Source organism: Nitrosomonas sp. (genome assembly GCF_043753625.1).
GTDB lineage: Bacteria > Pseudomonadota > Gammaproteobacteria > Burkholderiales > Nitrosomonadaceae > Nitrosomonas.
Window position 1 is genome coordinate 26995 of record NZ_JAYUWI010000043.1, and the last position, 22700, is coordinate 49694.

17 protein-coding genes and 1 pseudogene are annotated in these 22700 nt (G+C 44.9%); 14 read left to right on the forward strand and 4 right to left on the reverse strand.

The genetic code is table 11. The features are described from left to right. The first annotated feature begins 58 nt into the window (after nt 1-58). Together ACH10T_RS04245 and ACH10T_RS04250 are read left to right on the forward strand one after the other, a co-directional pair. Complete coding sequence (locus ACH10T_RS04245) at nt 59-664, forward strand: sigma-70 family RNA polymerase sigma factor (RefSeq protein ID WP_394808080.1); 606 nt, start codon at nt 59-61, stop codon at nt 662-664. Further along, nucleotides 664-1488, forward strand: coding sequence for a cupin domain-containing protein (locus ACH10T_RS04250; protein WP_394808081.1), 825 nt, complete (start codon nt 664-666; stop codon nt 1486-1488). The genes ACH10T_RS04245 and ACH10T_RS04250 overlap by 1 nt, the downstream gene beginning before the upstream one ends. A 240-nt stretch (nt 1489-1728) precedes the next feature. Here the strand turns inward: ACH10T_RS04250 and ACH10T_RS04255 are convergent, their stop codons facing one another. Both ACH10T_RS04255 and ACH10T_RS04260 read right to left on the reverse strand, forming a co-directional pair. Beyond that, entirely contained in the window at nt 1729-2505 is a 777-nt protein-coding gene (locus ACH10T_RS04255; protein WP_394808082.1) for a PEP-CTERM sorting domain-containing protein, read from the reverse strand. A 28-nt stretch (nt 2506-2533) separates the two neighbouring features. Beyond that, nucleotides 2534-2788, reverse strand: coding sequence for a hypothetical protein (locus tag ACH10T_RS04260; RefSeq protein ID WP_394808083.1), 255 nt, complete (start codon nt 2786-2788; stop codon nt 2534-2536). 239 nt (nt 2789-3027) lie between these two features. Between ACH10T_RS04260 and ACH10T_RS04265 the strand changes: the two are divergent. The 4 genes and pseudogenes from ACH10T_RS04265 to greA all read left to right on the forward strand — a co-directional run. After that, nucleotides 3028-3123, forward strand: a pseudogene (locus ACH10T_RS04265) (DUF4372 domain-containing protein); the annotation flags it as partial. Nucleotides 3124-3510: 387 nt separating this feature from the next. Next, complete coding sequence (carA, locus tag ACH10T_RS04270) at nt 3511-4665, forward strand: glutamine-hydrolyzing carbamoyl-phosphate synthase small subunit (RefSeq protein ID WP_394808084.1); 1155 nt, start codon at nt 3511-3513, stop codon at nt 4663-4665. Between the two features lie 39 nt (nt 4666-4704). Then, entirely contained in the window at nt 4705-7914 is a 3210-nt protein-coding gene (gene carB / locus ACH10T_RS04275; RefSeq protein ID WP_394808085.1) for a carbamoyl-phosphate synthase large subunit, read from the forward strand. Between the two features lie 59 nt (nt 7915-7973). After that, nucleotides 7974-8450 carry a transcription elongation factor GreA gene (greA, locus tag ACH10T_RS04280; protein ID WP_394808086.1) on the forward strand — a complete coding sequence of 159 codons (477 nt, stop codon included), beginning with the start codon at nt 7974-7976 and terminating at the stop codon, nt 8448-8450. Nucleotides 8451-8465: 15 nt separating this feature from the next. On the opposite strand, the gene ACH10T_RS04285 is transcribed toward greA, so the two are convergent. After that, on the reverse strand, nt 8466-8819 hold the full coding sequence (locus ACH10T_RS04285) for a YhbY family RNA-binding protein (protein WP_394808087.1): 354 nt from the start codon (nt 8817-8819) through the stop codon (nt 8466-8468). A 30-nt stretch (nt 8820-8849) separates the two neighbouring features. Between ACH10T_RS04285 and ACH10T_RS04290 the strand changes: the two genes are divergently transcribed. From ACH10T_RS04290 to cysG, 6 genes are all read left to right on the forward strand, one after another. Continuing rightward, nucleotides 8850-9467, forward strand: coding sequence for an RlmE family RNA methyltransferase (locus ACH10T_RS04290; protein WP_394808088.1), 618 nt, complete (start codon nt 8850-8852; stop codon nt 9465-9467). A 171-nt stretch (nt 9468-9638) separates the two neighbouring features. Further along, nucleotides 9639-11555, forward strand: coding sequence for an ATP-dependent zinc metalloprotease FtsH (ftsH, locus tag ACH10T_RS04295; RefSeq protein WP_394808089.1), 1917 nt, complete (start codon nt 9639-9641; stop codon nt 11553-11555). 99 nt (nt 11556-11654) lie between these two features. Next, nucleotides 11655-12464 carry a dihydropteroate synthase gene (gene folP, locus ACH10T_RS04300; protein WP_394808090.1) on the forward strand — a complete coding sequence of 270 codons (810 nt, stop codon included), beginning with the start codon at nt 11655-11657 and terminating at the stop codon, nt 12462-12464. Between the two features lie 67 nt (nt 12465-12531). Beyond that, entirely contained in the window at nt 12532-13893 is a 1362-nt protein-coding gene (glmM, locus tag ACH10T_RS04305) for a phosphoglucosamine mutase (protein WP_394808091.1), read from the forward strand. Between the two features lie 234 nt (nt 13894-14127). Then, nucleotides 14128-15126, forward strand: coding sequence for a PstS family phosphate ABC transporter substrate-binding protein (locus tag ACH10T_RS04310; RefSeq protein ID WP_394808092.1), 999 nt, complete (start codon nt 14128-14130; stop codon nt 15124-15126). A 157-nt stretch (nt 15127-15283) separates the two neighbouring features. Beyond that, nucleotides 15284-16729, forward strand: coding sequence for a siroheme synthase CysG (cysG, locus tag ACH10T_RS04315; RefSeq protein ID WP_394808093.1), 1446 nt, complete (start codon nt 15284-15286; stop codon nt 16727-16729). Nucleotides 16730-16839: 110 nt separating this feature from the next. Here the strand turns inward: cysG and nadC are convergent, their stop codons facing one another. Continuing rightward, nucleotides 16840-17694 (reverse strand): carboxylating nicotinate-nucleotide diphosphorylase, encoded by an 855-nt coding sequence (nadC, locus tag ACH10T_RS04320; RefSeq protein ID WP_394808094.1) that lies wholly within the window; start codon nt 17692-17694, stop codon nt 16840-16842. A 142-nt stretch (nt 17695-17836) separates the two neighbouring features. Between nadC and ACH10T_RS04325 the strand changes: the two genes are divergently transcribed. Together ACH10T_RS04325 and ACH10T_RS04330 are read left to right on the forward strand one after the other, a co-directional pair. Next, a complete protein-coding gene (locus ACH10T_RS04325) occupies nt 17837-19324 on the forward strand; it encodes an FMN-binding glutamate synthase family protein (protein ID WP_394808095.1) in 1488 nt (495 codons plus the stop codon). A 301-nt stretch (nt 19325-19625) separates the two neighbouring features. Then, the gene (locus tag ACH10T_RS04330; protein ID WP_394808096.1) at nt 19626-22619 is read left to right on the forward strand and encodes an EAL domain-containing protein; all 2994 of its coding nucleotides are present in this window, start codon (nt 19626-19628) and stop codon (nt 22617-22619) included. Nucleotides 22620-22700 lie beyond the last annotated feature (81 nt).

Consider the following 22700-nt stretch of genomic DNA (forward strand, 5'->3'; position numbering starts at 1 on the left):
AAATCTATTCCGCTCCCAGCGAATCGGATTACTCGTGACAGATAAGGTTTAACGATCAGTGACAAATAGTGATACAACATGTTGCGACACCAGCGCGAAAGAAGTACAAATGCAGGCTTGGGTCACCGCAATTGCCGGGCATGACGAACAAGCATTGGCAGAGTTGTATGAAAAGACCCTTGCACGTGTTTATGGATTGGCGCTACGCATCACACGTAACTCTCAAGCGGCGGAAGAAGTCAGTGAAGATGTGTATTGGCAAGTGTGGCGCGAGGCACCACGTTTCGACGTACAACGCGGCAATGTCATCGCATGGCTACTAACGATCACACGCAGCCGGGCGTTGGATTATTTACGCAAGCAAGATAGCGCCGAACTTTGTGAGGAACCGGAGCTTCTGTTGATGCATGAACCGGCTTGTGACGGCGATCCGCAAGATCTGCTCTCCGCCACACAAACGAACCATCAATTGAACCGGGCACTCCAACAACTCGAACCGGTTCAGTGGCAATTGGTGGCTATGGCTTTCTTTCGTGGATTGACGCATGAGGAAATCACCACATCCACTGGCATAGCGCTGGGAACGGTGAAATCGCATATTCGCCGTGCGCTGAAGCAATTACACGATGCGTTGGAAGAAGATTTAATCAAAGGCTTTGAATGATGAAAAAACGCTATTCTTTAGATCCAGCAGATTCGGAACAAGCACAGAAAATCGAATCCGCTTTGTTGGAAGGATTGGAGCCATTACCGCCCAGCGCACAGCAACGCTCAAAAATCCGCGCACAGCTTTTTCAACGCATTCATGCCAGCATTACCGCAGAATCGCCGCGCATCACCGTGCGCAGCGAGCAGGGAAAATGGCGCAAGATTCGCCCGGGTGTACGCGCCAAAACGCTGGACAAAAACACCCGTGCTTTCCTGCTCGACATCGCACCCGGCGCCAGCCTCCCGATGCACCGCCACCATGAAGATGAAGAATGCGTGGTGCTGCGCGGCTCAGCCAGCCTCGGAGAGCTCAAAGTAAGTGCTGGCGACTACCATTTAGCGCGTTCGGGCAGCCGGCATGGAAAGATAGCCTCAGAAACCGGTGCATTGCTGTACTTACGCGGCATACCGGTAGGCCACACCGCCGAAATTGCCCGCGACCTGCTCACCGCCTTTTTACCCGGTGATGGCCGTGAATTGATCACCATCCGCGCAAATGAAGGCGAATGGTCGGATCTAGCACCCGGCGTAGCAAGCAAGCCGTTATTTGATGACGGACAAATTCATTCATCGCTTGTACGACTTGCTGCGGATACATCTTGGGCAGCACGATCGCAATGTCTCGCACACGATGAAGAATGCTTGTTACTCGAAGGCGATGTGTTCATAGGCGATACCTTGCTGCAAACCGGTGACTGGCAGCTCGCGCCGACGGGTTCCGAATCTCTTTCGATATCCACGGACAAGGGCGTATTGTTCTTTATGCGTAGCTGCTGGTGACAGCACGTCACTCCCGTAAGGATTTAAGGTAAGTGGAGCGAAGCAACTTGAGATGGCGATGAAACGATTTAAGAAGACCAAGACTGCGTCAGCTTGAGCTTTTCTAATACCCCGTGGTCTTGCCACGGGGTTTGTTTATTGATACGTCATGAAGCTAAGGATTTTCCACAATTAAAGCGCAACTGAATCAAATTCTAAGCAAGGGAAGATGCTTATAGAATCAATCCTAAACAATGATTCTCAATAGCCGAGGCTTTTTACGATTATCAGTGTTAAACGTTTTTTTCTGCGACGCACGACAAAACACGGCACACCCAATCCGATCAACAACATAGCGTATGTCGATGGCTCTGGAATCGGAGGTATTGGTATGGTTGTAGAGAGTAAGATGGCATGGGATGATCCATTGGATTTATGGATTTCACCGACGATCCAACCATCGTCATTGATATCCTTTGCTGTTGTTAATACCCATCCGGCATCTTTCAAATCAGAAGGTAAATAATCATTCAGATCTATTGCCCTGTTTCCATACCATAGCGTTCCGTGTGAACCATCATGGCCATTCGTCGAGATTTCGACTATCAGTCCATGTTCATTGATATCTGTCGCAACTGCTCTCCCGTCGAACAATGGAATCATGGGTAACGCATCAATCTGTCCATTTTCCCAAATTACTGCTCGATCACCGTAAGATCCCACTATCTGTCCCAGATTATTAATGTCATTAGCAGAGCTTGGATGAAATTCACTGCCTAGAGTTGGAAGTTTATTCATGATGCCATTTTCCCAAATAACAGCCTGGGTTGCGTGGTCAAAAACAAATCCTGGTGGTACAGGGAGCTGACCAGATCCAACTATCTGTGCAGAATCATTGATGCTATTAGGGACGGTTCTATCGGTACTGGAAGGGTTAAGATTCAAGAATGTTGATGTTATGCTATCCCAAAATGCTGCGTTTGAAGGAATGGTGCCGCCAAAAATAATTTGTCCAATGATTTGGCCATTATTATTCATTGAATTTGGGGAAAATCCAGGACTAGAACTAAACGGTGTAACTGTATCTGCACGCGTATCCCAAATTCCGATGCCCGTAACAAATGAAGAAACCAAGACTTTTCCATCCTCGCTCATATCCAGTACTTGACCATTTAATAATCCCTGTGACTGTGCTAGTCGAAAATTTTTGTAACACATGTAAATCGGTAAAGTTGTAGCTGGGTGGGGTTACTGCAGCATTAACCGATGCAACACCAGTTAATAGTATTCCAGCAAGCACCACACTTGTTATTGATTTCATCCCATCCTCCTATATTTCGTTGGTTTTTGAGTAAACAAGATGCATAAATGCGCGTTACTTTCTAGTCCCCCTGTTTTAATAAAGATATAAGAGTTGATGCAGATTACTTGTTGAAATGATAAAGTAAAGTCCGGTACTGAATGGGCCCTCCAAAAAATATTTCTGTGTCAATTTGAAATCATATTTCGAAAACTCAGATTCGAGTAATCTCCAGAAATTGAACCTTCTGAAAGTGATCTATGAACTTTGGAAAGACGCTGTTCACACAACTCATGGAGTTTGTGCCATGGACGAGCTTTGCGAGAATCGTGGCTCGTCATGGCGGCAATTCGGGGTACGCAGTCTGAGTTGCACCGGGCAATCCTTCGCTCAGTAGCTTGACCCACAACTGTATCGTCTTGGTTTAGCCTCCCACGCGGGGGCGCACTCGATCTTGGAAAGTTAAAACGTATTGATAATAGAGAAAATAGCTCTGTTATGCTCGCATTCCCCATCAAATTTACTGCCCCCCCTATTTCCATTACCACGCGCTTACTTCAGTGTCCTAAAGGAAGAGAATAAAAATCCAATCGCGGAATTTGAGTATCAGCACAAATGAGTATCAGCACAAATAGAAAAATAAACCTTTTTCACGTATAATTCCGTCTTCAATAGCCGGGGCATTCAGAACTTGTTGGCCTTGGTTCTGTTTCCAGATCTTGTCCGTAACCAAGGAGTTTTTTGTGTCACAACGCCCGCACGCCATCCTCGCACTCGCCGATGGAACAATTTTTCGTGGCGTGTCTATTGGTGTTGAAGGCATCAAAACCGGTGAAGTCGCTTTCAATACGGCGATGACCGGCTATCAGGAAATATTGACCGACCCTTCGTACTGCCAACAAATCATCACTCTGACTTATCCGCATATCGGCAACACGGGTACCAACCCAGAAGATTTTGAATCCGGCAACATCAACAAAGTGTATGCCGCTGGTTTAGTGATCCGCGATCTCCCACTGGTAGCCAGTAGTCACCGTAAAACCCAGACATTCGCTGAATTCTTGAAAGAACAGAATGTTGTCGCTATCGCTGAAATTGACACACGTAAGCTCACTCGCATTTTACGAGAAAAAGGCGCGCAATCCGGTTGCATCATGGCAGGTGAAATTGATGAGGATAAAGCATTACAAGTTGCCAAAGCATTCCCAGGTCTAGCCGGTATGGATCTTGCCAAGGTAGTGAGTTGCCAGCAATCCTATCTTTGGACAGAAGGTGAATGGTTACTCGGATCGGGTTTTAGAATTCAGGAAAATCCCCAATATCATGTTGCCGCATTTGATTTTGGCATCAAACGCACCCTATTGCGCAAACTGGCACAACGCGGCTGCAAGGTAACGGTATTTCCTGCACAAACCCCAGCAGAGGAAATTTTAGCGGTACAGCCTGACGGCGTATTTCTCTCCAATGGCCCTGGTGACCCGGAGCCTTGTGATTATGCAATTTCTGCCACCCAAACATTGCTGGAAAAGAATATCCCGATATTTGGCATTTGTCTTGGTCTCCAATTACTGGGCTTGGCCACGGGTGCACGCACCATCAAAATGAAGTTCGGCCATCATGGCGCCAATCATCCGGTACAGGATGTTGATAATGGCCGAGTGATCATTACCAGCCAGAATCATGGTTTTGCTGTTGATGCAGATACGTTGCCCGCTAATGCGCGCATCACACATAAATCACTGTTTGATGGCAGTTTGCAAGGATTTGAATTAACGGATAAACCTGCATTCTGTTTTCAGGGACACCCTGAAGCCAGTCCGGGCCCGCATGAAGCCGATTATTTGTTTGATCGATTTATTAAAATAATGCAGCGTTATAAAAATCAGCTTTCCCAATAACTCGCATCTAAACGACGGAATTTTTACCTCTTAGAAAGTATGCCTAAACGTACTGACATTCAATCCATACTCATCATCGGTGCCGGTCCCATCATTATCGGCCAGGCTTGCGAGTTTGATTATTCCGGCGTACAAGCCTGTAAAGCTTTGCGTGAAGAAGGCTACCGCATCGTTCTGGTAAATTCCAATCCCGCTACCATCATGACTGATCCGGAGATGGCCGATGCGACTTATATCGAGCCGATTACCTGGACGATGCTCGAAAAGATCATTGCTATTGAGCGGCCACAGGCGCTACTGCCCACTATGGGTGGTCAGACTGCATTGAACTGTGCATTGGATTTGGTCAAACATGGCGTATTGGAAAAATACGGTGTTGAGCTCATTGGTGCATCGCGTGAAGCAATCGATATGGCTGAAGATCGTGAAAAATTCAAACAAGCCATGACGCGTATTGGATTGGGCTCTGCTCGTTCTGCGGTAGCACACAGTATGGAAGAGGCATTGCAAGTTCAGGCTATGGTTGGTTATCCAGTCATTATTCGCCCTTCTTTTACAATGGGCGGTAGTGGCGGCGGAATAGCCTACAATCGGGAAGAATTCCTGAATATCTGTGAACGTGGATTGGAAACTTCTCCCACCAAAGAATTATTGATTGAAGAATCCGTTATTGGCTGGAAAGAGTTTGAAATGGAGGTGGTTCGGGATAAAAACGATAATTGCATTATTGTCTGCGCCATTGAAAATGTCGACCCAATGGGCGTTCATACCGGCGACTCGATTACGGTAGCCCCCGCACAAACACTAACTGATAAAGAATATCAGTTGATGCGCAATGCATCCATCGCCGTATTACGCGAAATCGGGGTGGAAACTGGCGGCTCCAACGTTCAGTTTGCGATTAATCCTAAAAATGGCCAAATGCTAGTGATTGAGATGAATCCGCGTGTCTCGCGTTCTTCCGCGTTGGCTTCAAAAGCAACCGGTTTTCCGATTGCCAAAATCGCCGCCAAACTTGCTGTCGGTTATACCCTGAATGAATTAGGCAATGACATTACTGGCGGCATCACACCGGCATCCTTTGAGCCCACGATTGATTATGTCGTCACCAAGGTGCCGCGTTTCGCGTTTGAAAAATTCCCACAAACCAATGATCGCCTGACGACACAGATGAAATCAGTCGGTGAAGTCATGGCGATTGGCCGTACTTTTCAGGAATCCTTGCAGAAAGCATTGCGCGGACTGGAAACGGGCGTGGATGGTTTGGATGAGAAAACCGATAACCTGGAAACCATCAGAACCGAACTGGCTAATCCCGGCCCGGAACGCATCTGGTTTGTCGCCGATGCTTTCCGTTGTGATATGTCTATTGAGGAAGTGCAGCAACTGACCAATATTGATATTTGGTTTTTGGCACAAATTGAGGATCTGGTCAAACAAGAGCAGTCATTGACTCATACAAAACTGGAAACACTGGATAAACAGACATTACGCAAACTAAAACGCAGCGGTTTTTCTGACCGGCGCCTGGCAAAGCTACTTAATACCGAACAGACTGCGGTCCGCACTTACCGGCATCAATTCAACTTGCGGCCAGTCTACAAACGAGTCGACACTTGTGCAGCTGAGTTTGCAACTAGCTCGGCGTACATGTATTCCACTTACGAAGACGAGTGCGAATCACGCCCCACGGATAAAAAGAAAATTATGGTACTGGGCGGCGGGCCCAATCGTATCGGCCAAGGTATCGAATTTGACTATTGTTGTGTTCATGCAGCATTGGCGTTACGTGAAGATGGTTTTGAAACCATTATGATTAATTGTAATCCGGAAACCGTTTCAACCGACTACGACACATCGGATCGTTTATATTTTGAGCCGCTGACACTGGAAGATGTTCTAGAAATCGTTGCTGTGGAAAAACCGCATGGTGTAATCGTACAGTATGGCGGGCAAACACCCCTCAAGCTCGCTCGTGACTTAGAAGCCAATGGCGTGCCGATTATTGGCACCAGTCCGGACATGATCGACTGCGCGGAAGATCGCGAACGCTTCCAAAAAATGCTGCAACAACTGGGTTTAAGACAACCGCCTAATCGGACTGTGCGCAATCCAGAGGCTGCTTTTATCGCTGCTGAAGAAATCGGTTACCCGCTGGTAGTACGACCCAGTTATGTATTAGGTGGGCGTGCTATGGAAATTGTTCATGAAAAGGCTGATCTGGAGCGCTACATGCGTGAAGCGATTAAGGTCTCCCATGACTCACCGGTATTATTGGACCATTTTCTTACCAATGCAACGGAAGTGGATGTTGATGCAATCTATGACGGAGAAACCGTTTTGATCGGCGGCATCATGGAGCATATCGAGCAAGCCGGTGTGCATTCCGGCGATTCCGCTTGTTCTCTCCCGACGTTTAACTTGCCGCCTGAAATATTGGATGAGCTGCGTCGCCAAACTGCTGAAATGGCGCGCGCATTGAGCGTCGTTGGACTCATGAATATACAGTTTGCGATTCAGGACAATACAGTTTATGTGCTCGAAGTCAATCCCAGAGCATCACGCACTGTGCCTTTCATCTCTAAGGCAACCGGACTCCAATTAGCAAAAATCTCTGCACGTTGCATGATAGGAAAGAGTCTGATTGATCAGGGTTTCACCAAAGAGATAATCCCTGAATATTATTCAGTCAAAGAAGCCGTATTCCCCTTTATCAAACTCTCTGGTGTTGATACGATATTGGGCCCAGAAATGAAGTCTACCGGCGAAGTTATGGGAATGGGCACCACTTTTGCCGAAGCTTTTGTTAAGTCCCAATTAGCGACAGATGTTCGGTTACCAACTTCCGGCAAGATTTTCATCAGCGTGAAGCAATCTGACAAATTGCATGCCGTTGAAATTGCACGCAGCCTTGCAGAACTCGGTTTCACCCTTTATGCCACTCGCGGAACTGCTGCTGCGATAACCGAAGCCGGAGTGGATGTCGCTATTATTAACAAGGTAGCAGAAGGTCGTCCGCACATAGTAGACATGATTAAAAATGGAGAAATCAACTTAATCATCAATACAGTAAAGAATCAGCGCAGTGCGATACGTGATTCTTACTCGATTCGCCATGCCGCGCTTCAGGCGAGAGTGACTTACTATACAACGTTAGCGGGCGCACGCGCTGCGTGCATGGGTATAACCAATCGACGTGAACTGCAGGTCTATAATTTACAGAAATTACATATACAACTTAAGACATAAGCAATCAGTCCTCCTAAACTATTAATAAAGCAGATGAAAATGAAAGGCAAAAAATTACAATGAGCACTATTCCATTAACGGTAGTAGGGGCGGAGGCATTGCGTAAGGAATTACACGAAATGAAAACGGTACATCGCCCAGCAGTCATTGTGGCAATTGCTGAAGCGCGCGCACACGGTGATCTTTCTGAAAATGCCGAATATGACGCTGCCAAAGAAAAACAAGGTTTTATTGAAGGACGTATTGCGGAATTGGAGAGTAAACTCTCCAACGCACAAATCATTAACCCAGCACTCATTAATGCAGACGGAGCTTGTGTTTTTGGCGCCACTATCGAATTGGAAGATCTGCAAAGTAGCGATATCGTTACTTATCAAATCGTGGGTGACGATGAAGCCAACATCAAGAATGGAAAAATCTCCATCAGCTCCCCGATTTCGCGTGCCTTGATCGGTAAATTTGCCGGAGATATCGCAGAAGTTCAAGCACCCAGCGGCATACGAGAATATGAAATATTGGATGTTAAGTACATCTAAAGCTCTGCAGACAATTCAGTTCTGAAAGCTACGCTTGGCGCGAAATGCTTCACGTTTCTTTCTATGGATCGTATGCGTAGGTTTCTTCTCGATTTCTTCCGGTTTGGGCCGATAAATAATAAATATTTTACCAATATGCTGTACCGGCGCTGCTCCCAATTGCTGACATATTTCCTCAAAAAGTACATTTCTGGCAATCCGATCATCAATCTGAGCTTTAATCTTAATTAATTCATGACTTAAAAGCCCGCGATCCAGCTCCGCAATAACGCTAGGCGACAAACCAGTCTTCCCGATCATCACAACCGGATTTAGCGCGTGTGCTTGCGCTTTTAGTTCACGCCGATGAGTAATAGTTAGTGTTAACATAAATCCTCTTAAATTATATTATTTTACTTGATGAAACAGGCTAAAACTAGTAAAGCTTGGATGAAAGAGCATGTCAATGATTTTTTTGTCAAGCAAGCTAAAAAAGATGGCTATCGTTCCCGGGCCGCATACAAGCTGCTGGAGATTTCTGAACGTGATCACATACTAAGACCGGGTATAACTGTTGTCGATCTAGGTGCGGCCCCTGGAAGTTGGTCTCAAGTTGTCAGCCACAAAGTGGGTAATAAAGGGAAAGTTATTGCCGTAGATATTCTGACCATGTCACCACTGCCCGGTGTGGAATTTATCCAAGGTGATTTTAGAGAAGAGCACGCGGTACTTGAATTGAGGAAGCACTTAGGTGAACATCAACCGGATCTTATAATTTCGGACATGTCGCCTAATATAAGTGGTATTGTAGTCAGTGACCAAGCTAGAAGTATGTATTTGGCTGAACTGGCGCTGGCATTTTCAATGGAACAACTGAACTATGGCGGAAACTTTCTAGTCAAAGTTTTTCAAGGCCGAGATTCTGAACAGTTTCTCCGTGACATGCGTACCGGATTTAAGAGTGTACTAGTAAGAAAACCGAAGGCCTCTCGTAATCGCAGTAATGAATTATATTTATTAGGGATCGGAAGAAAATAAAACTAAGATCACTGAAAAATGAATGGATCCCCTTAGTGATTAAGGCGAATGTACATAGTAGGATTACAATTTAACAGCAAATTTATACAGCACGAACTGTTCTGTTATATTCTACAAAATAGAGTTAGAATGACTAATCAATGATTTTAAGGTGCAAATCAAGGAGCTATTTTGAATAACTTAATTAAAAACATGGCCATTTGGCTAGTAATTGCACTTGTGTTGATGACTGTATTTAATCAATTCAGCGTACGTCAACCGGCGCAAGTGCCAATGGAATATTCTCAATTCATTTCTGAATTAAATCAAGGCAGAATCGCCAAAGTCGTCATTGAAGGCCGTACGCTTAAAGGTACGAAGTCCGATGGCAGACGTTTCACAACATATGCACCATCCGATCCCTGGATGGTTAGCGATTTACTTAAGGCTGGCGTTGTTGTTGAGGCTAAACCAGATGAAGAACCATCCATGTTGATGAGTATCTTCATCTCATGGTTCCCGATGCTATTACTGATTGGCGTATGGATATTTTTTATGCGTCAAATGCAAGGTGGCGGGCGAAATGGCGGCGCGTTCTCATTTGGAAAAAGCAAAGCGCGCATGATCGACAAATCAACCAACACAGTAACTTTCAATGATGTCGCAGGTTGCGAGGAAGCAAAAGAAGAAGTTGCAGAACTAGTCGAATTCCTGCGTGACCCAACCAAATTCCAGAAACTGGGTGGACGTATTCCACGCGGTGTGCTGATGGTAGGGAGCCCAGGAACGGGTAAAACATTGCTCGCTCGCGCAATTGCAGGAGAAGCGCAGGTACCTTTTTTCAGCATTTCGGGTTCCGATTTTGTTGAAATGTTTGTCGGTGTTGGCGCATCCCGGGTACGTGACATGTTTGAGCAAGCAAAAAAACATGCACCCTGCATCATCTTTATTGACGAGATTGACGCAGTAGGCCGTCAACGTGGCGCCGGTCTGGGTGGTGGAAACGATGAGCGTGAACAAACGCTCAATCAGCTACTGGTAGAAATGGATGGTTTTGAAGGTGCCATGGGTGTTATTGTAATTGCAGCAACCAACCGCCCTGATGTATTGGATCCCGCTTTACTACGTCCTGGCCGTTTTGACCGTCAAGTTACCGTACCACTACCGGATATACGTGGACGTGAACAGATCCTTCATGTGCATATGCGCAAAGTACCGCTTTCACCTGACGTAAAAGCAGATATTCTGGCACGTGGCACACCGGGCATGTCGGGTGCAGACCTTGCTAATCTGGTTAATGAAGCGGCGCTATTTGCGGCACGTGGTAACAAACGTTTTGTAGACATGGAAGATTTTGAACGCGCCAAGGATAAAATATTTATGGGTGCAGAGCGACGTTCACTCATCATGCCGGAACATGAACGCAGAAATACTGCCTATCACGAATCAGGGCATGCAGTCGTAGCGCAATTATTGCCGAAAACGGACCCAGTACACAAAGTAACCATTATTCCACGAGGCCGGGCTCTGGGTGTAACCATGCAATTGCCCACAGAAGATCGTTTTAGTATGGAACGTGAAGAAATACTGCAGAGAATTTCGGTCATGTTTGGCGGGCGTATCGCCGAAGAAGTTTTTATGAAGCAAATGACAACAGGTGCTTCCAATGATTTTGAGCGCGCAACAGATCTAGCACGGCAAATGGTAACCCAATGGGGAATGTCCGATAGGCTTGGTCCGATGGTCTATGGTGAAAATGAAGGTGAAGTTTTTCTTGGTCGTTCCGTGACTACGCATAAAAATATGAGTGAAAAAACTATGCAGACCGTCGATGCAGAAGTCCGTCGTATTGTTGATGAACAATATGCGATTGCTCGGAAACTCATTGAAGCCAATAAGGACAAAATAGAAGCCATGACTCAAGCCTTGCTGGAGTGGGAAACGATCGATAGCGACCAAATCAACGATATCATGGAAGGCCGCCCACCACGTCCGCCTAAACCACCACAGTCAACAATTTCTTCAACCACAAGTGGTGAATCATCAGTAAAACCAGATGAACAAGGTGAACCGGAAGCACCGCAGGAAATCGTAAAAGAAGCTGATTAATCAATAATCATTTGAGTAACGGGATACGACCAAAAATCGTATCCCGTTTTAATTTCTACATTCCCTTCTCTTATTGTAACTTCATGACAGAAAAGTATTATGTTCTCAACTAATCGACCACTCATCATGGGGATTATTAATGTAACCCCCGATTCCTTCTCAGATGGAGGACTTTATCTGTCAACGCAACAAGCCATTGCGCATGCCAGGAATCTGATTGATGAAGGTGCGGATATACTGGATATTGGTGGAGAATCAACACGCCCTGGGAGTCAACAAGTCAGCACTGATGAAGAATTAAAGCGCGTTATCCCTGTACTGGAAGCACTCACACTTACCAATACTCCTATTTCAATTGACACTTCCAAACCCGAAGTGATGAAGTACGCAATAGCTGCAGGTGCTTTCATGATTAATGACGTTAATGCACTGCGTAGTCCCGGGGCGTTGGAAACTGTCGCACAGAACAATCATGTTCGAATCTGTTTAATGCATATGCTAGGTACCCCTCAAGGTATGCAAAAAAATCCCGAATACAAAGATATTGTCTCTGAAGTAAAAGATTTCTTGGAGCAGCGTATCCATGCAGCAACGACAGTCGGCATCTCGAAAGATCGATTGATTATCGACCCTGGTTTCGGTTTTGGCAAAACACTGCAGCATAATCTTACATTACTCGATCGGCTGGATCATTTGACAACACTTGGCGTTCCGGTATTGGCGGGTTTATCCCGCAAATCTATGCTCGGAACCATCACCGGAAACAGTGTAGATCGCCGGATTCATGAAAGTATTGCTGCAGCCTTGCTCGCAGTAGTTAAAGGTGCAAAAATTGTACGTGTACATGATGTCAAAGCCAGCAAAGATGCGCTTGCTGTCTACAACGCCATGCAGAACTTTGAAGTATAACAAGCAGCAGATTAACAAACCAAACGTTCATAAAGCTTTTTCCAATCCTGATCAATAATTTCTTAAAATGACTAAAAAATATTTTGGAACTGATGGCATACGCGGGCGTGTAGGTAAATATCCGATTACACCTGATTTCATCATGCATCTGGGTTATTCTGCAGGCAAAGTTCTGGCGGCTGCCGATTGGCATTTGATGGAAGGGAAGCGTCCAACCGTCCTTATTGGCAAAGATACCCGGGTTTCTGGCTATATGTTGGAATCTGCACTGGAAGCAGGATTATGCGCAGCCGGCGTGGATGTTATTTTGTCTGGACCGATGCCGACGCCAGCTATCGCTTACTTGATTCGCGCACTGCGATTGCAAGCTGGCATTGTTATCTCAGCATCACATAATCTGTTTGAGGATAACGGTGTAAAGTTTTTCTCTGCTTTAGGATGCAAGCTTCCTGATGAAGTGGAACACAAAATAGAAGCCGGCTTAAGTGCTCCCATCGAAACCAAACCTTCGGCACAGCTCGGCAAGGTACAACGTATTGATGATGCTGCTGGCCGCTATATCGAATTCTGTAAAAGCACTTTTCCCTATCACCTTGATCTGCGCGGATTACGCATTGTGGTCGATTGTGCACATGGTGCCGCCTATCATATTGCCGGCCATGTCATGCATGAACTCGGCGCCGATGTCGTCACCATTGGCGTACAACCTGACGGTTTGAATATCAATCATGAATGCGGTGCTACTCATTGTGCCACATTGCAAAAAGCTGTTACACATCACCATGCTGACTTGGGCATTGCACTGGATGGTGATGGTGATCGCGTCATCATGGTAGATAAGCAAGGCAGATCTTATGATGGTGATCAATTGATCTACATCATCGCCAAGCATCGTCAGCAGAAAAAAATACTAACCGGTGGTGTTGTTGGCACCTTGATGACCAATCTTGCAATAGAAGCTCAATTCAAGAAATTGCATATCCCATTTCTCCGCACCAATGTCGGTGATCGTTATGTATTGGAATCACTGCAAGAAAAAGGATGGTATCTCGGTGGTGAGAATTCTGGACATATCATTTGCATGGATAAGCATACTACGGGTGATGGCATTATTTCTGCTTTGCAAGTTTTGTATGCACTGCGTGATACTAATAAAACACTGTCTGAATTCATGCGTGGCGTCTCCTTATACCCACAACGACTAATCAATGTAAAAATCCCCAAGATGTTTAATTTTAATGCCAACAAAGCGATCCAGTCCGTGCAGCAAGAAGCTGAAACTGATCTGAGTGGCAGCGGACGTGTTCTTATTCGGGCATCAGGTACGGAACCGCTTATCCGTGTAATGGTTGAAGGTAAATTAAAACATAAGGTTAATTTCTGGGCTGAACGAATCGCTGAAACCGTACAAGCTGCCAGCACTTCATAAAAAAATCGGCATTCGAATTCCACAATCAGCCTTTTTAGAAACATATCTGACATACTCATAAAACACTGTATGCTGTATATGATTAAAGAGCTGATATAAAATTGAGTCGAGCCAATCCACTTTATGACAAAAATAAAAATGTCATAATCTTGCAATAATTCTGTAATAAGATATTGCGTCAGCTTCAAGTAACTTCTGATTACCCTTCATTCACTCATTTGGAGAGCATAATAAATGTCGAATACGATTCACTTCAGGGCACTCATTGCAACAATACTTCTCAGCACATGCGTTACTATAGGTGTTGCCAACGCTAGTCCGATCGTTAAGATTGATGGTTCTAGTACCGTTTTCCCCATTACTGAAGCTGTCGCTGAAGACTTTCAAATAGCCAAACGCGGCGCGGTCCGTGTCACTGTCGGTATCTCTGGAACCGGTGGTGGTTTCAAGAAATTCTGCCGGAATGAAATTGATATTGTTAATGCTTCCCGCCCGATTACGCAGCTGGAAATGGAAGCTTGTAAGCAGGCAGGGGTGCAATATATTGAAATGCCGATTGCTTTTGATGCCTTAACCGTCGTTGTTAATCCCAAAAATACTTGGAGCAAAACCATCACTGTTGAGGAATTAAAGAAAATCTGGGAACCTAGTGCGCAAGGAAATATCACTAGCTGGAATCAAATAAACCCTGCATGGCCTGATAAAAAAATTAACCTTTATGGCCCTGGTGCGGATTCCGGCACATTCGAATACTTCACCGAAGCTATTGTTGGCAAGGCCAAATCAAGCCGTGGCGATTTTACCGCATCAGAGGATGATAATGTTTTGGTGCAAGGTGTCGCAAGCGACATCTATGCGCTAGGTTTTTTCGGTTTTGCCTATTACATAGAAAATAGCAAAAAAATCAATGCGATTGCTGTCGATAGTGGCAATGGTGGCGTAATTCCATCCGCCGCGACGGTAGAGAATAATAGCTACAAGCCATTATCACGCCCGATATTCATCTACGTTAATGCCAAATCAGCTGAGAAGCCTGAAATTAATGAATTCGTTAATTTCTATATGAAGAATGCACCAGAACTTGTGACAGAGGTCAAATACTTCCCGCTTTCCAGAGAAGTATACAACCTCAATATCGAACATCTGAGTAAGAAAAAAGTGGGTACCGTATTTAAAGGTGCGGGAACCAACATAAAACTAGAAGATATACTTAAGCTAGAATCCAGTTTATAAACTAAAACCATTTGAAGACGTTTCAATTCTCAGGCTTCGGTAGAAAATAGCCACAGCATCTCAAGGAAGTACTGATTAACTCCTGTGCCTATTTTTGGCTTAGAATTAATCAGTACTTCCTTTATTTTTTGGATTAAGGAAATCACCCGGAGAAGCAATGGATTTTTTGCCAGTTTTCTTAAACATCAAAAACAAAACCTGTCTAGTGGTAGGCGGAGGAGAAGTCGGTACACGCAAAATTATACTTTTGCTCCAGGCCGGGGCCCGGGTTTCCGTAGTATCGCCTGAGCTGGATACCACGCTGAAAGAATACTTCGTGAATGGCAGAATCATACTCTGTGCTGAATATTTTCAACCCGAACAGCTGGAAAATATTGTTTTAGTTATTGCCGCGACGAATGATCGCGCCACGAATCAATTGGTTTCTGAAGCAGCTCAGCAACGGAAAATTCCGGTTAATGTGGTTGATGACCCGGATTTATGTACTTTCATCATGCCCTCCATCGTGGACCGGTCGCCACTGTTGATTGCCGTATCCAGCGGCGGCCAATCCCCTGTACTGGCCAGATTGTTACGCGCTCAATTGGAAATTATGATACCGGTCACCTATGCACGGCTGGCGGCGATGGCTGGGAAGTTCCGCCAGCATGTCAAACAGCATTTTACACACCCGGAAAAACGACGTATTTTCTGGGAAAAATTGTTGCAAGGCCGATTTACGGAATTGGTGCTGGCTGGAAAGGATAAAGCAGCACAGGCATATCTGTTGCAATCCTTACGGCAAGAAAAAGACGAGTCTCTACAAGGCGAGGTTTATCTGGTTGGAGCCGGACCGGGCAATCCTGATTTACTCACTTTCCGGGCCATGCGTCTGATGCAACAGGCCGATGTCGTCGTTTATGACCGGCTGGTCTCGCCCGCCATTCTCGATATGGTACGCCGAGATGCCACTCGTATTTATGCCGGCAAGGAACGTAATCGCCACACCTTGAAGCAGGAATCTATCAATCTACTACTGGTACGGCTCGCACAAGAAGGGAAACGAGTACTGCGACTCAAAGGCGGTGATCCTTTTATTTTTGGCCGTGGCGGTGAGGAAATCGAAACTTTGGCGTCCCACCATATTCCTTTCCAGGTTGTGCCCGGCATTACCGCCGCCTCCGGTGTTGCAGCCTATGCAGGTATTCCACTCACACACCGGGATTATGCCCAGTCATGTATTTTTGTTACCGGCCATCTGAAAAACAACAGCGTCGATCTGGATTGGTCCCATCTCGCACGCCCTCACCAGACCATCGTAGTTTACATGGGGTTGTTAGGCTTGCCTTTTTTATGCCAGAAGCTGATCGCCCACGGTCTGCCAGATTCCACGCCTGCAGCAATCATTCAGCAAGGCACGACGCAAAAACAAAAGATCATTACCGGAACATTACAAACATTACCCGGTCTCGCCGCGACTGCAAATCTGACTCCGCCCACACTGATCATCGTTGGAGAAGTCGTCCAACTACACCAAAATCTTGCGTGGTTTGAACCGGACGAAGAAATCTCGCAAGCACAAGTTATCTCAGGGATAGCAACAGAAAAGAATAAGAAACAGTAAAGTCGCAGTAACCATGAGCAACATCATTAATGCGATAACAGATTCCAAAATCAGTTCTCGAGATAGCCGTTTGAGTTTTAATGAGAAAAGAGGCTGATCAATTGGAAATCTTATGCGGATTCTCTAAACCGCATCGACAAATCTATCGCTTTGATATTCTTCGTCAAACTGCCAATAGAAATCCTATCTACACCCGTTTCAGCCACCTGGCGCACGTTCTTCAAGGTAATACTCCCGGATGCTTCCAATATGATTCGTTCACCGGTTTGCTGGCGAGTCAGCGCAACCGAATCCAATAGCTGATTCAGCGTAAAATTATCTAACAGAACCATACTGGCATCGGCCGTCAGTGCCTCTTGTAATTCTTGCAAAGATTCTACTTCAATCTGGATAAAGACCCCTGGTGGCGCAATTTCCTGCGCTTTTTTCAATGCTGACTTTATTCCACCCGCTGCAATAATATGATTTTCCTTGATCAAAATCCCATCATACAAACCAAAACGATGATTGATACCTCCGCCACATTTTACTGCGTATTTCTCCGCTAACCGTAACCCAGGTAATGTTTTGCGTGTATCCACAATAGCGGCTTGTGTACCGGCTATTGCATCTACAAAATTCTTGGTCTGTGTCGCCACTGCTGATAATAGCTGCAAAAAATTCAGTGCCGAGCGCTCTGCTGACAGCAAAGTACGTGCATAGCCTTTTATCTCACATAGCTTTTGCCCTGCTTGAATATGATCTCCATCCCTGGCAAACCAACTGAATAAAGTGCCAGGCGCGAGTGCCAAAAAACAAGCTTCAAACCATTGCGCACCGCACAATACCGCGTCTTCCCTACTGTGCACATTAGCAACCAGCTCTTTTCCAGTTGGGATCAGCAAGGCTGTCAAATCACCCGCACCAATATCTTCCGCCAGCGCCTGCTTTACATTGTTATCAATTTCAGCATGTAAATCTTTCAATTATTTTTACCTTCATCTTCAATGAACAAAGGAATTATAGTACACCTGATTAACGCCACAGTATTTCAGTAGCTTTCCAGTATGCTCACTTTCACCATTTGAACAGATAGTATATGCTGCCCCATGCCTATAAGGAGGTTACATGTCTAGTGCAATTGATTTAATTATCTACAGTATTGCCACTATGCTGGGTCTTGTCATCGTCGGCATGGTCGTATTTTGGTTTATTCAGGATGTAACACAAAAAAAACATTCTGTGCTACGCAACTATCCTGTTATTGGACGGCTACGGTATATTTTTGAACGACAGGGAAAATATTTCCGGCAATATTTTTTTACCAATGACCGGGATGAGATGCCGTTCAATCGTGCTACGCGCGGCTGGATATACAAAAATTCCAAGAATAAAGGCAGCCTCGTCGGTTTTGGTTCCACCAATGACTTACGCCAGCCTGGTTCGATTATTTTTGTCAACGCCGCTTTTCCTATCCAAGAAGAAGATCAGTTACCAACACCTTCGCTACATATCGGACAAGATTATTGCGAATACCCATTCGAAGCGAAATCCATCATCAATATTAGCGGCATGAGCTATGGCGCAATCTCAAAGCCAGCTGTACGCGCACTATCACTCGGTGCCGCACAAGCAGGTTGCTGGTTGAATACCGGTGAAGGTGGATTATCCCCTTATCATCTGGAAGGTGGTTGTGATTTGATCATGCAAATTGGCACCGCCAAATATGGCATCCCGGATGAAAGCGGAAATTTCTCGCCCCAACGCGCAAAAGAATTAAGTATGGTGGTGAAAGCATTTGAAATCAAGCTATCGCAAGGCGCAAAACCCGGCAAAGGCGGATTACTGCCTGGGAATAAAGTTGGTAGTGAAATTGCCGCCATCCGCGGCATTCCTGAGAATCAGGATTCCATCAGTCCAAATCGCCATAAGGACATTAACAATATTGATGAACTGCTGGATATAATTATTTATATCCGAGAACTGACCGGGCGGCCTGTAGGCGTCAAAACGGCTATCGGCGGATGGAATTTTATTAACGAGTTATGTGATAGCATCAACCGCCGGGGGCTTGAATATGCACCCGATTTTTTGACTATCGATGGGGGTGAAGGCGGCAGTGGCGCAGCACCTCAGACATTGATTGATCATGTCAGTCTACCTATCGCAGAAGCCTTGCCACGCGTGGTAGATTCATTACTCCAATCCGGTCTCAGGAACCGCATCCACATCGTTGCTGCGGGAAAATTGGTGACTTCTGCTGAAGGCGCATGGGCGCTCTGTGCTGGTGCCGATTTTGTGAATACTGCGCGTGGCTTTATGTTCTCATTGGGCTGCATTCAGGCGATGCGCTGCCATCTCAATACTTGCCCAACTGGAATTACCACGCATGATGCACGTTTACAGAATGGTCTGGTAGTTGAAGAAAAATATCTGCGTGTTGCCAATTATGCCCGGAATGTCAACAAAGAAATTAACATGATCGCTCACTCATGCGGCCTACATCACGCACGGCAATTTAAACGTGAACATGTACGTATCGTTGAAACAGCGGGTAAAAGCGTAGCGCTAAATATTCTTTATCCCTATCCCGAACCATCCCAGAAGAAAATATAAACTAGAGATCCGATTTGTCCAATTTCATTGTTAGCCGTTATCCAGGTATCAATCGGGCAGCCCTTCATATCATTTTGAGAAAAAATGGGAAAAAGACTCCCTAAATACCATTTAAGATTAATGCCTGACTACCGATAATGTATGCCTCATGCCCGGAAACAAATCTACTTAACAACTAGTAGCCCAATAATCGACAATGTTTCGTTTTTTTATCAATCAGGATGACCTAAGAATCCGAATAATTAGCGGCTTAACGCTGGTTATACTCATCTTGTTAGCGAGTTTCTCAGTGTATCGCGTCATGCAATCACAAATCGAAGAAATGGCTGCTTCAGGTCTAGAGGTAGCACTAGCGAATAAAGTCAAGTTAATCGAAAATCAAATTGCCTATTTAGTAGCGAATACAAAAACATTGAACACACGTATCTTTCTGATTCAAAGCTTAGAAAAGATTTATGTAGATGAACTCAATGATGAAGGTATCGCCGGACTCATCAAGTCTGTGGATAAAATACTGACCAGACCTTTCATCGGTATAAAGATCCATGACGCTGAAGGAAACCTGATACTGAATTCAGGTATCAGTTCCACTAGCCCGAATCTTGCTGTTGAATTGGATACCGGCTCGGATATCCATACTGTTTTATTGTGGGATGAGCAGTTTATTATCCGTAACTCGATACAACTCCTAGATGAAAAAAACAATCCCATCGGCCGCATCACGACTGAAGAATCCATGCCGGATCTTACAAGAATATTTAAGGAAGCGACTCTAATTGGTAAAACCGGTGACTTTCTTCTTTGTGCACCTGTAAAAGAAAATGATCTTGAGATGGATTGCTTCTTGCGCGGATTTAACGGGAATCAATTTAAACGCATGCAGCGAACTATGCATAACAAACCGTTACCAATACATTTTGCCTTAGCAGGGCAGACCGGCATTAAATTTACTCAGGATTATCGGCGGATGGATGTTGTTGCAGCCCATTCACCGGTTGCTTTCGGCTTGGGTGCTGTGCTCAAGATCGATGAAAACGAACTGTATAGCCACCTGACTCAACAGACAAAAACAATCGCGCTATACCTAGGTCTGCTCGTTCTAATCGGTATGGCAGTTATATACTGGTTGACCGTCCCGCTTATTCAAAAAGCAATTAAATCCAAAAACACATCAATCAATGCATTTAAGGAGTTAATACGGGCTAGAGACAACGCGGAAAAAACTTCTTCCGAACTATCTGCCTACATTAACGCGATTGGTAAACTTGCTCTAATCTCGATCACAGACGACCAGGGAAGTATTATACAAGTCAATGAAAAATTCCGTGAAATCAGTGGTTATTCTTCAGAAGAGCTCATCGGACAGGATCATCGCATACTGAACTCACGTACACATCCTGAATCATTCTTCATTGAAATGTGGGAAACAATTACAACAGGTCAAACCTGGCATCATGAAATCTGTAATCGCAATAAATCTGGTGGGCTCTATTGGGTTGATTCGACCATTGTCCCGTTGGTGAACACAAGTGGAAAAATAGATCGTTTCCTTTCTGTACGAGTAGATGTTACTGCACGCAAACAAAATGATCTTGACTTGAACGAGCGGCTAAAGGAAAGCAATTGTTTACATACGGTACGAAACTATCTCGAACAGGATCTAAATGCAGAAAAAACATGCCAGAGCATATTAAACTGTTTAATTCTGGCTTTACAATTTCCTGAGATGGCTGTTGCCATGATTAAACTTGCAGATAAACAGTTTACCACAGCATCCTATCAAGACAAACTTCCAAATACGATAAGCGCAAAAATCATCGCCAATGGAGAGGTATGTGGACTGCTGCAAGTATCTTATATCCAGGACCTCCCTTTTGCTCTGCCTTATGAGCAGAATCTTATAACAACCGTTGCGCATGATCTAAGTCGCTGGTTCGAACATACTGAAGCAGAAAAACGCATCATCGAGATGGCAACACATGACGCGTTGACGGGCCTACCCAACCGGTATTTACTACAAGACCGTATCGAACAGGCGCTCGTCCATGATGCGCGTAGCCAAAGACAAATGGCGGTACTGTTTATCGACTTGGATCATTTCAAAACCATCAATGATTCACTCGGTCATGATATCGGTGATCTTTTGTTAAAGGCGGTTGCAGAAAGATTGGTGATTTGTGTCCGCAACGAGGATACAGTCGCCCGTCAGGGCGGTGATGAGTTTATTGTTGTATTAAATTCCATCACAGAATCACTAGATGCTGCAAAAGTAGCACAGAAGATCTTGGATTCACTGCTTCGACCCTATTACATCCATAAAAATGAGCTACATATCGGTGGCAGCATCGGTATCTCGGTTTTTCCGAATGATGGTGCCAATGCAGAAACATTGCTAAAGAATAGTGATGTCGCGATGTATCACGCAAAGGAAAACGGGCGGAATAATTACCAATTCTTTACCGATGAACTCAATAAATCAGCACATGAGAGACATACGCTCGGGCTTGATTTACGCTATGCACTAGAACGTAATGAGCTGGTGTTATATTACCAACCTGTCATGGATATGCCCAACCACCAGTTGTACGGTGTAGAAGCGCTGCTCCGTTGGCGACACCCCGAACACAAGTTGATCGCCCCAGATAAATTTATCAACCTGGCAGAAGAAACCGGTTTAATTATTCCAATTGGAGAATGGGTTCTGAAAACAGTCTGTGCACAGATTAAATCCTGGCATGAGCAGGGTTATATCGTGCCAAAAGTTGCCATCAACCTGTCAGCAAGACAATTCCGTGACAAAGAACTAATTAATAATATATCACGCATCCTCAGAGAAACAGGTGTAGAAGCTAAATATATCGCCCTGGAAATAACAGAAAGTATGCTGATCGACAATATTGAAAGAGTGGTAGAAACACTTAACTGTCTCAATGCAATGGGCATACAAATTTCTATTGATGATTTCGGGACTGGTTACTCAAGCCTGAGTTATTTGAAGCGCTTCCCGATTCATACACTCAAAATAGATCGTTCATTCGTGCGCGATATTGTAACCGATAAAAATGACCGCACCATTGTTGCGACTATTATAGCGATGGCGCACAGTCTGGAAATGGATGTCATCGCAGAAGGAATTGAAACAGAAGAGCAATTGAATTTTTTGATGACACAGAAATGCAATCACTATCAAGGCTATTATTTTAGCAAACCAGTACCTGTTTCTGAAATTGAGCGTACCCTTGTCAATGACGGAGTAAAAAGGTACCAAATATCGCGCCAAAAGTGTACCAGTTAGGTTAATAAAAAGAGGGATCTAACCTCTGGTTTTGCGCCTCTGATTTTTTATTTCTTGGATTTCAGTCAAAGCGCAGTGTTT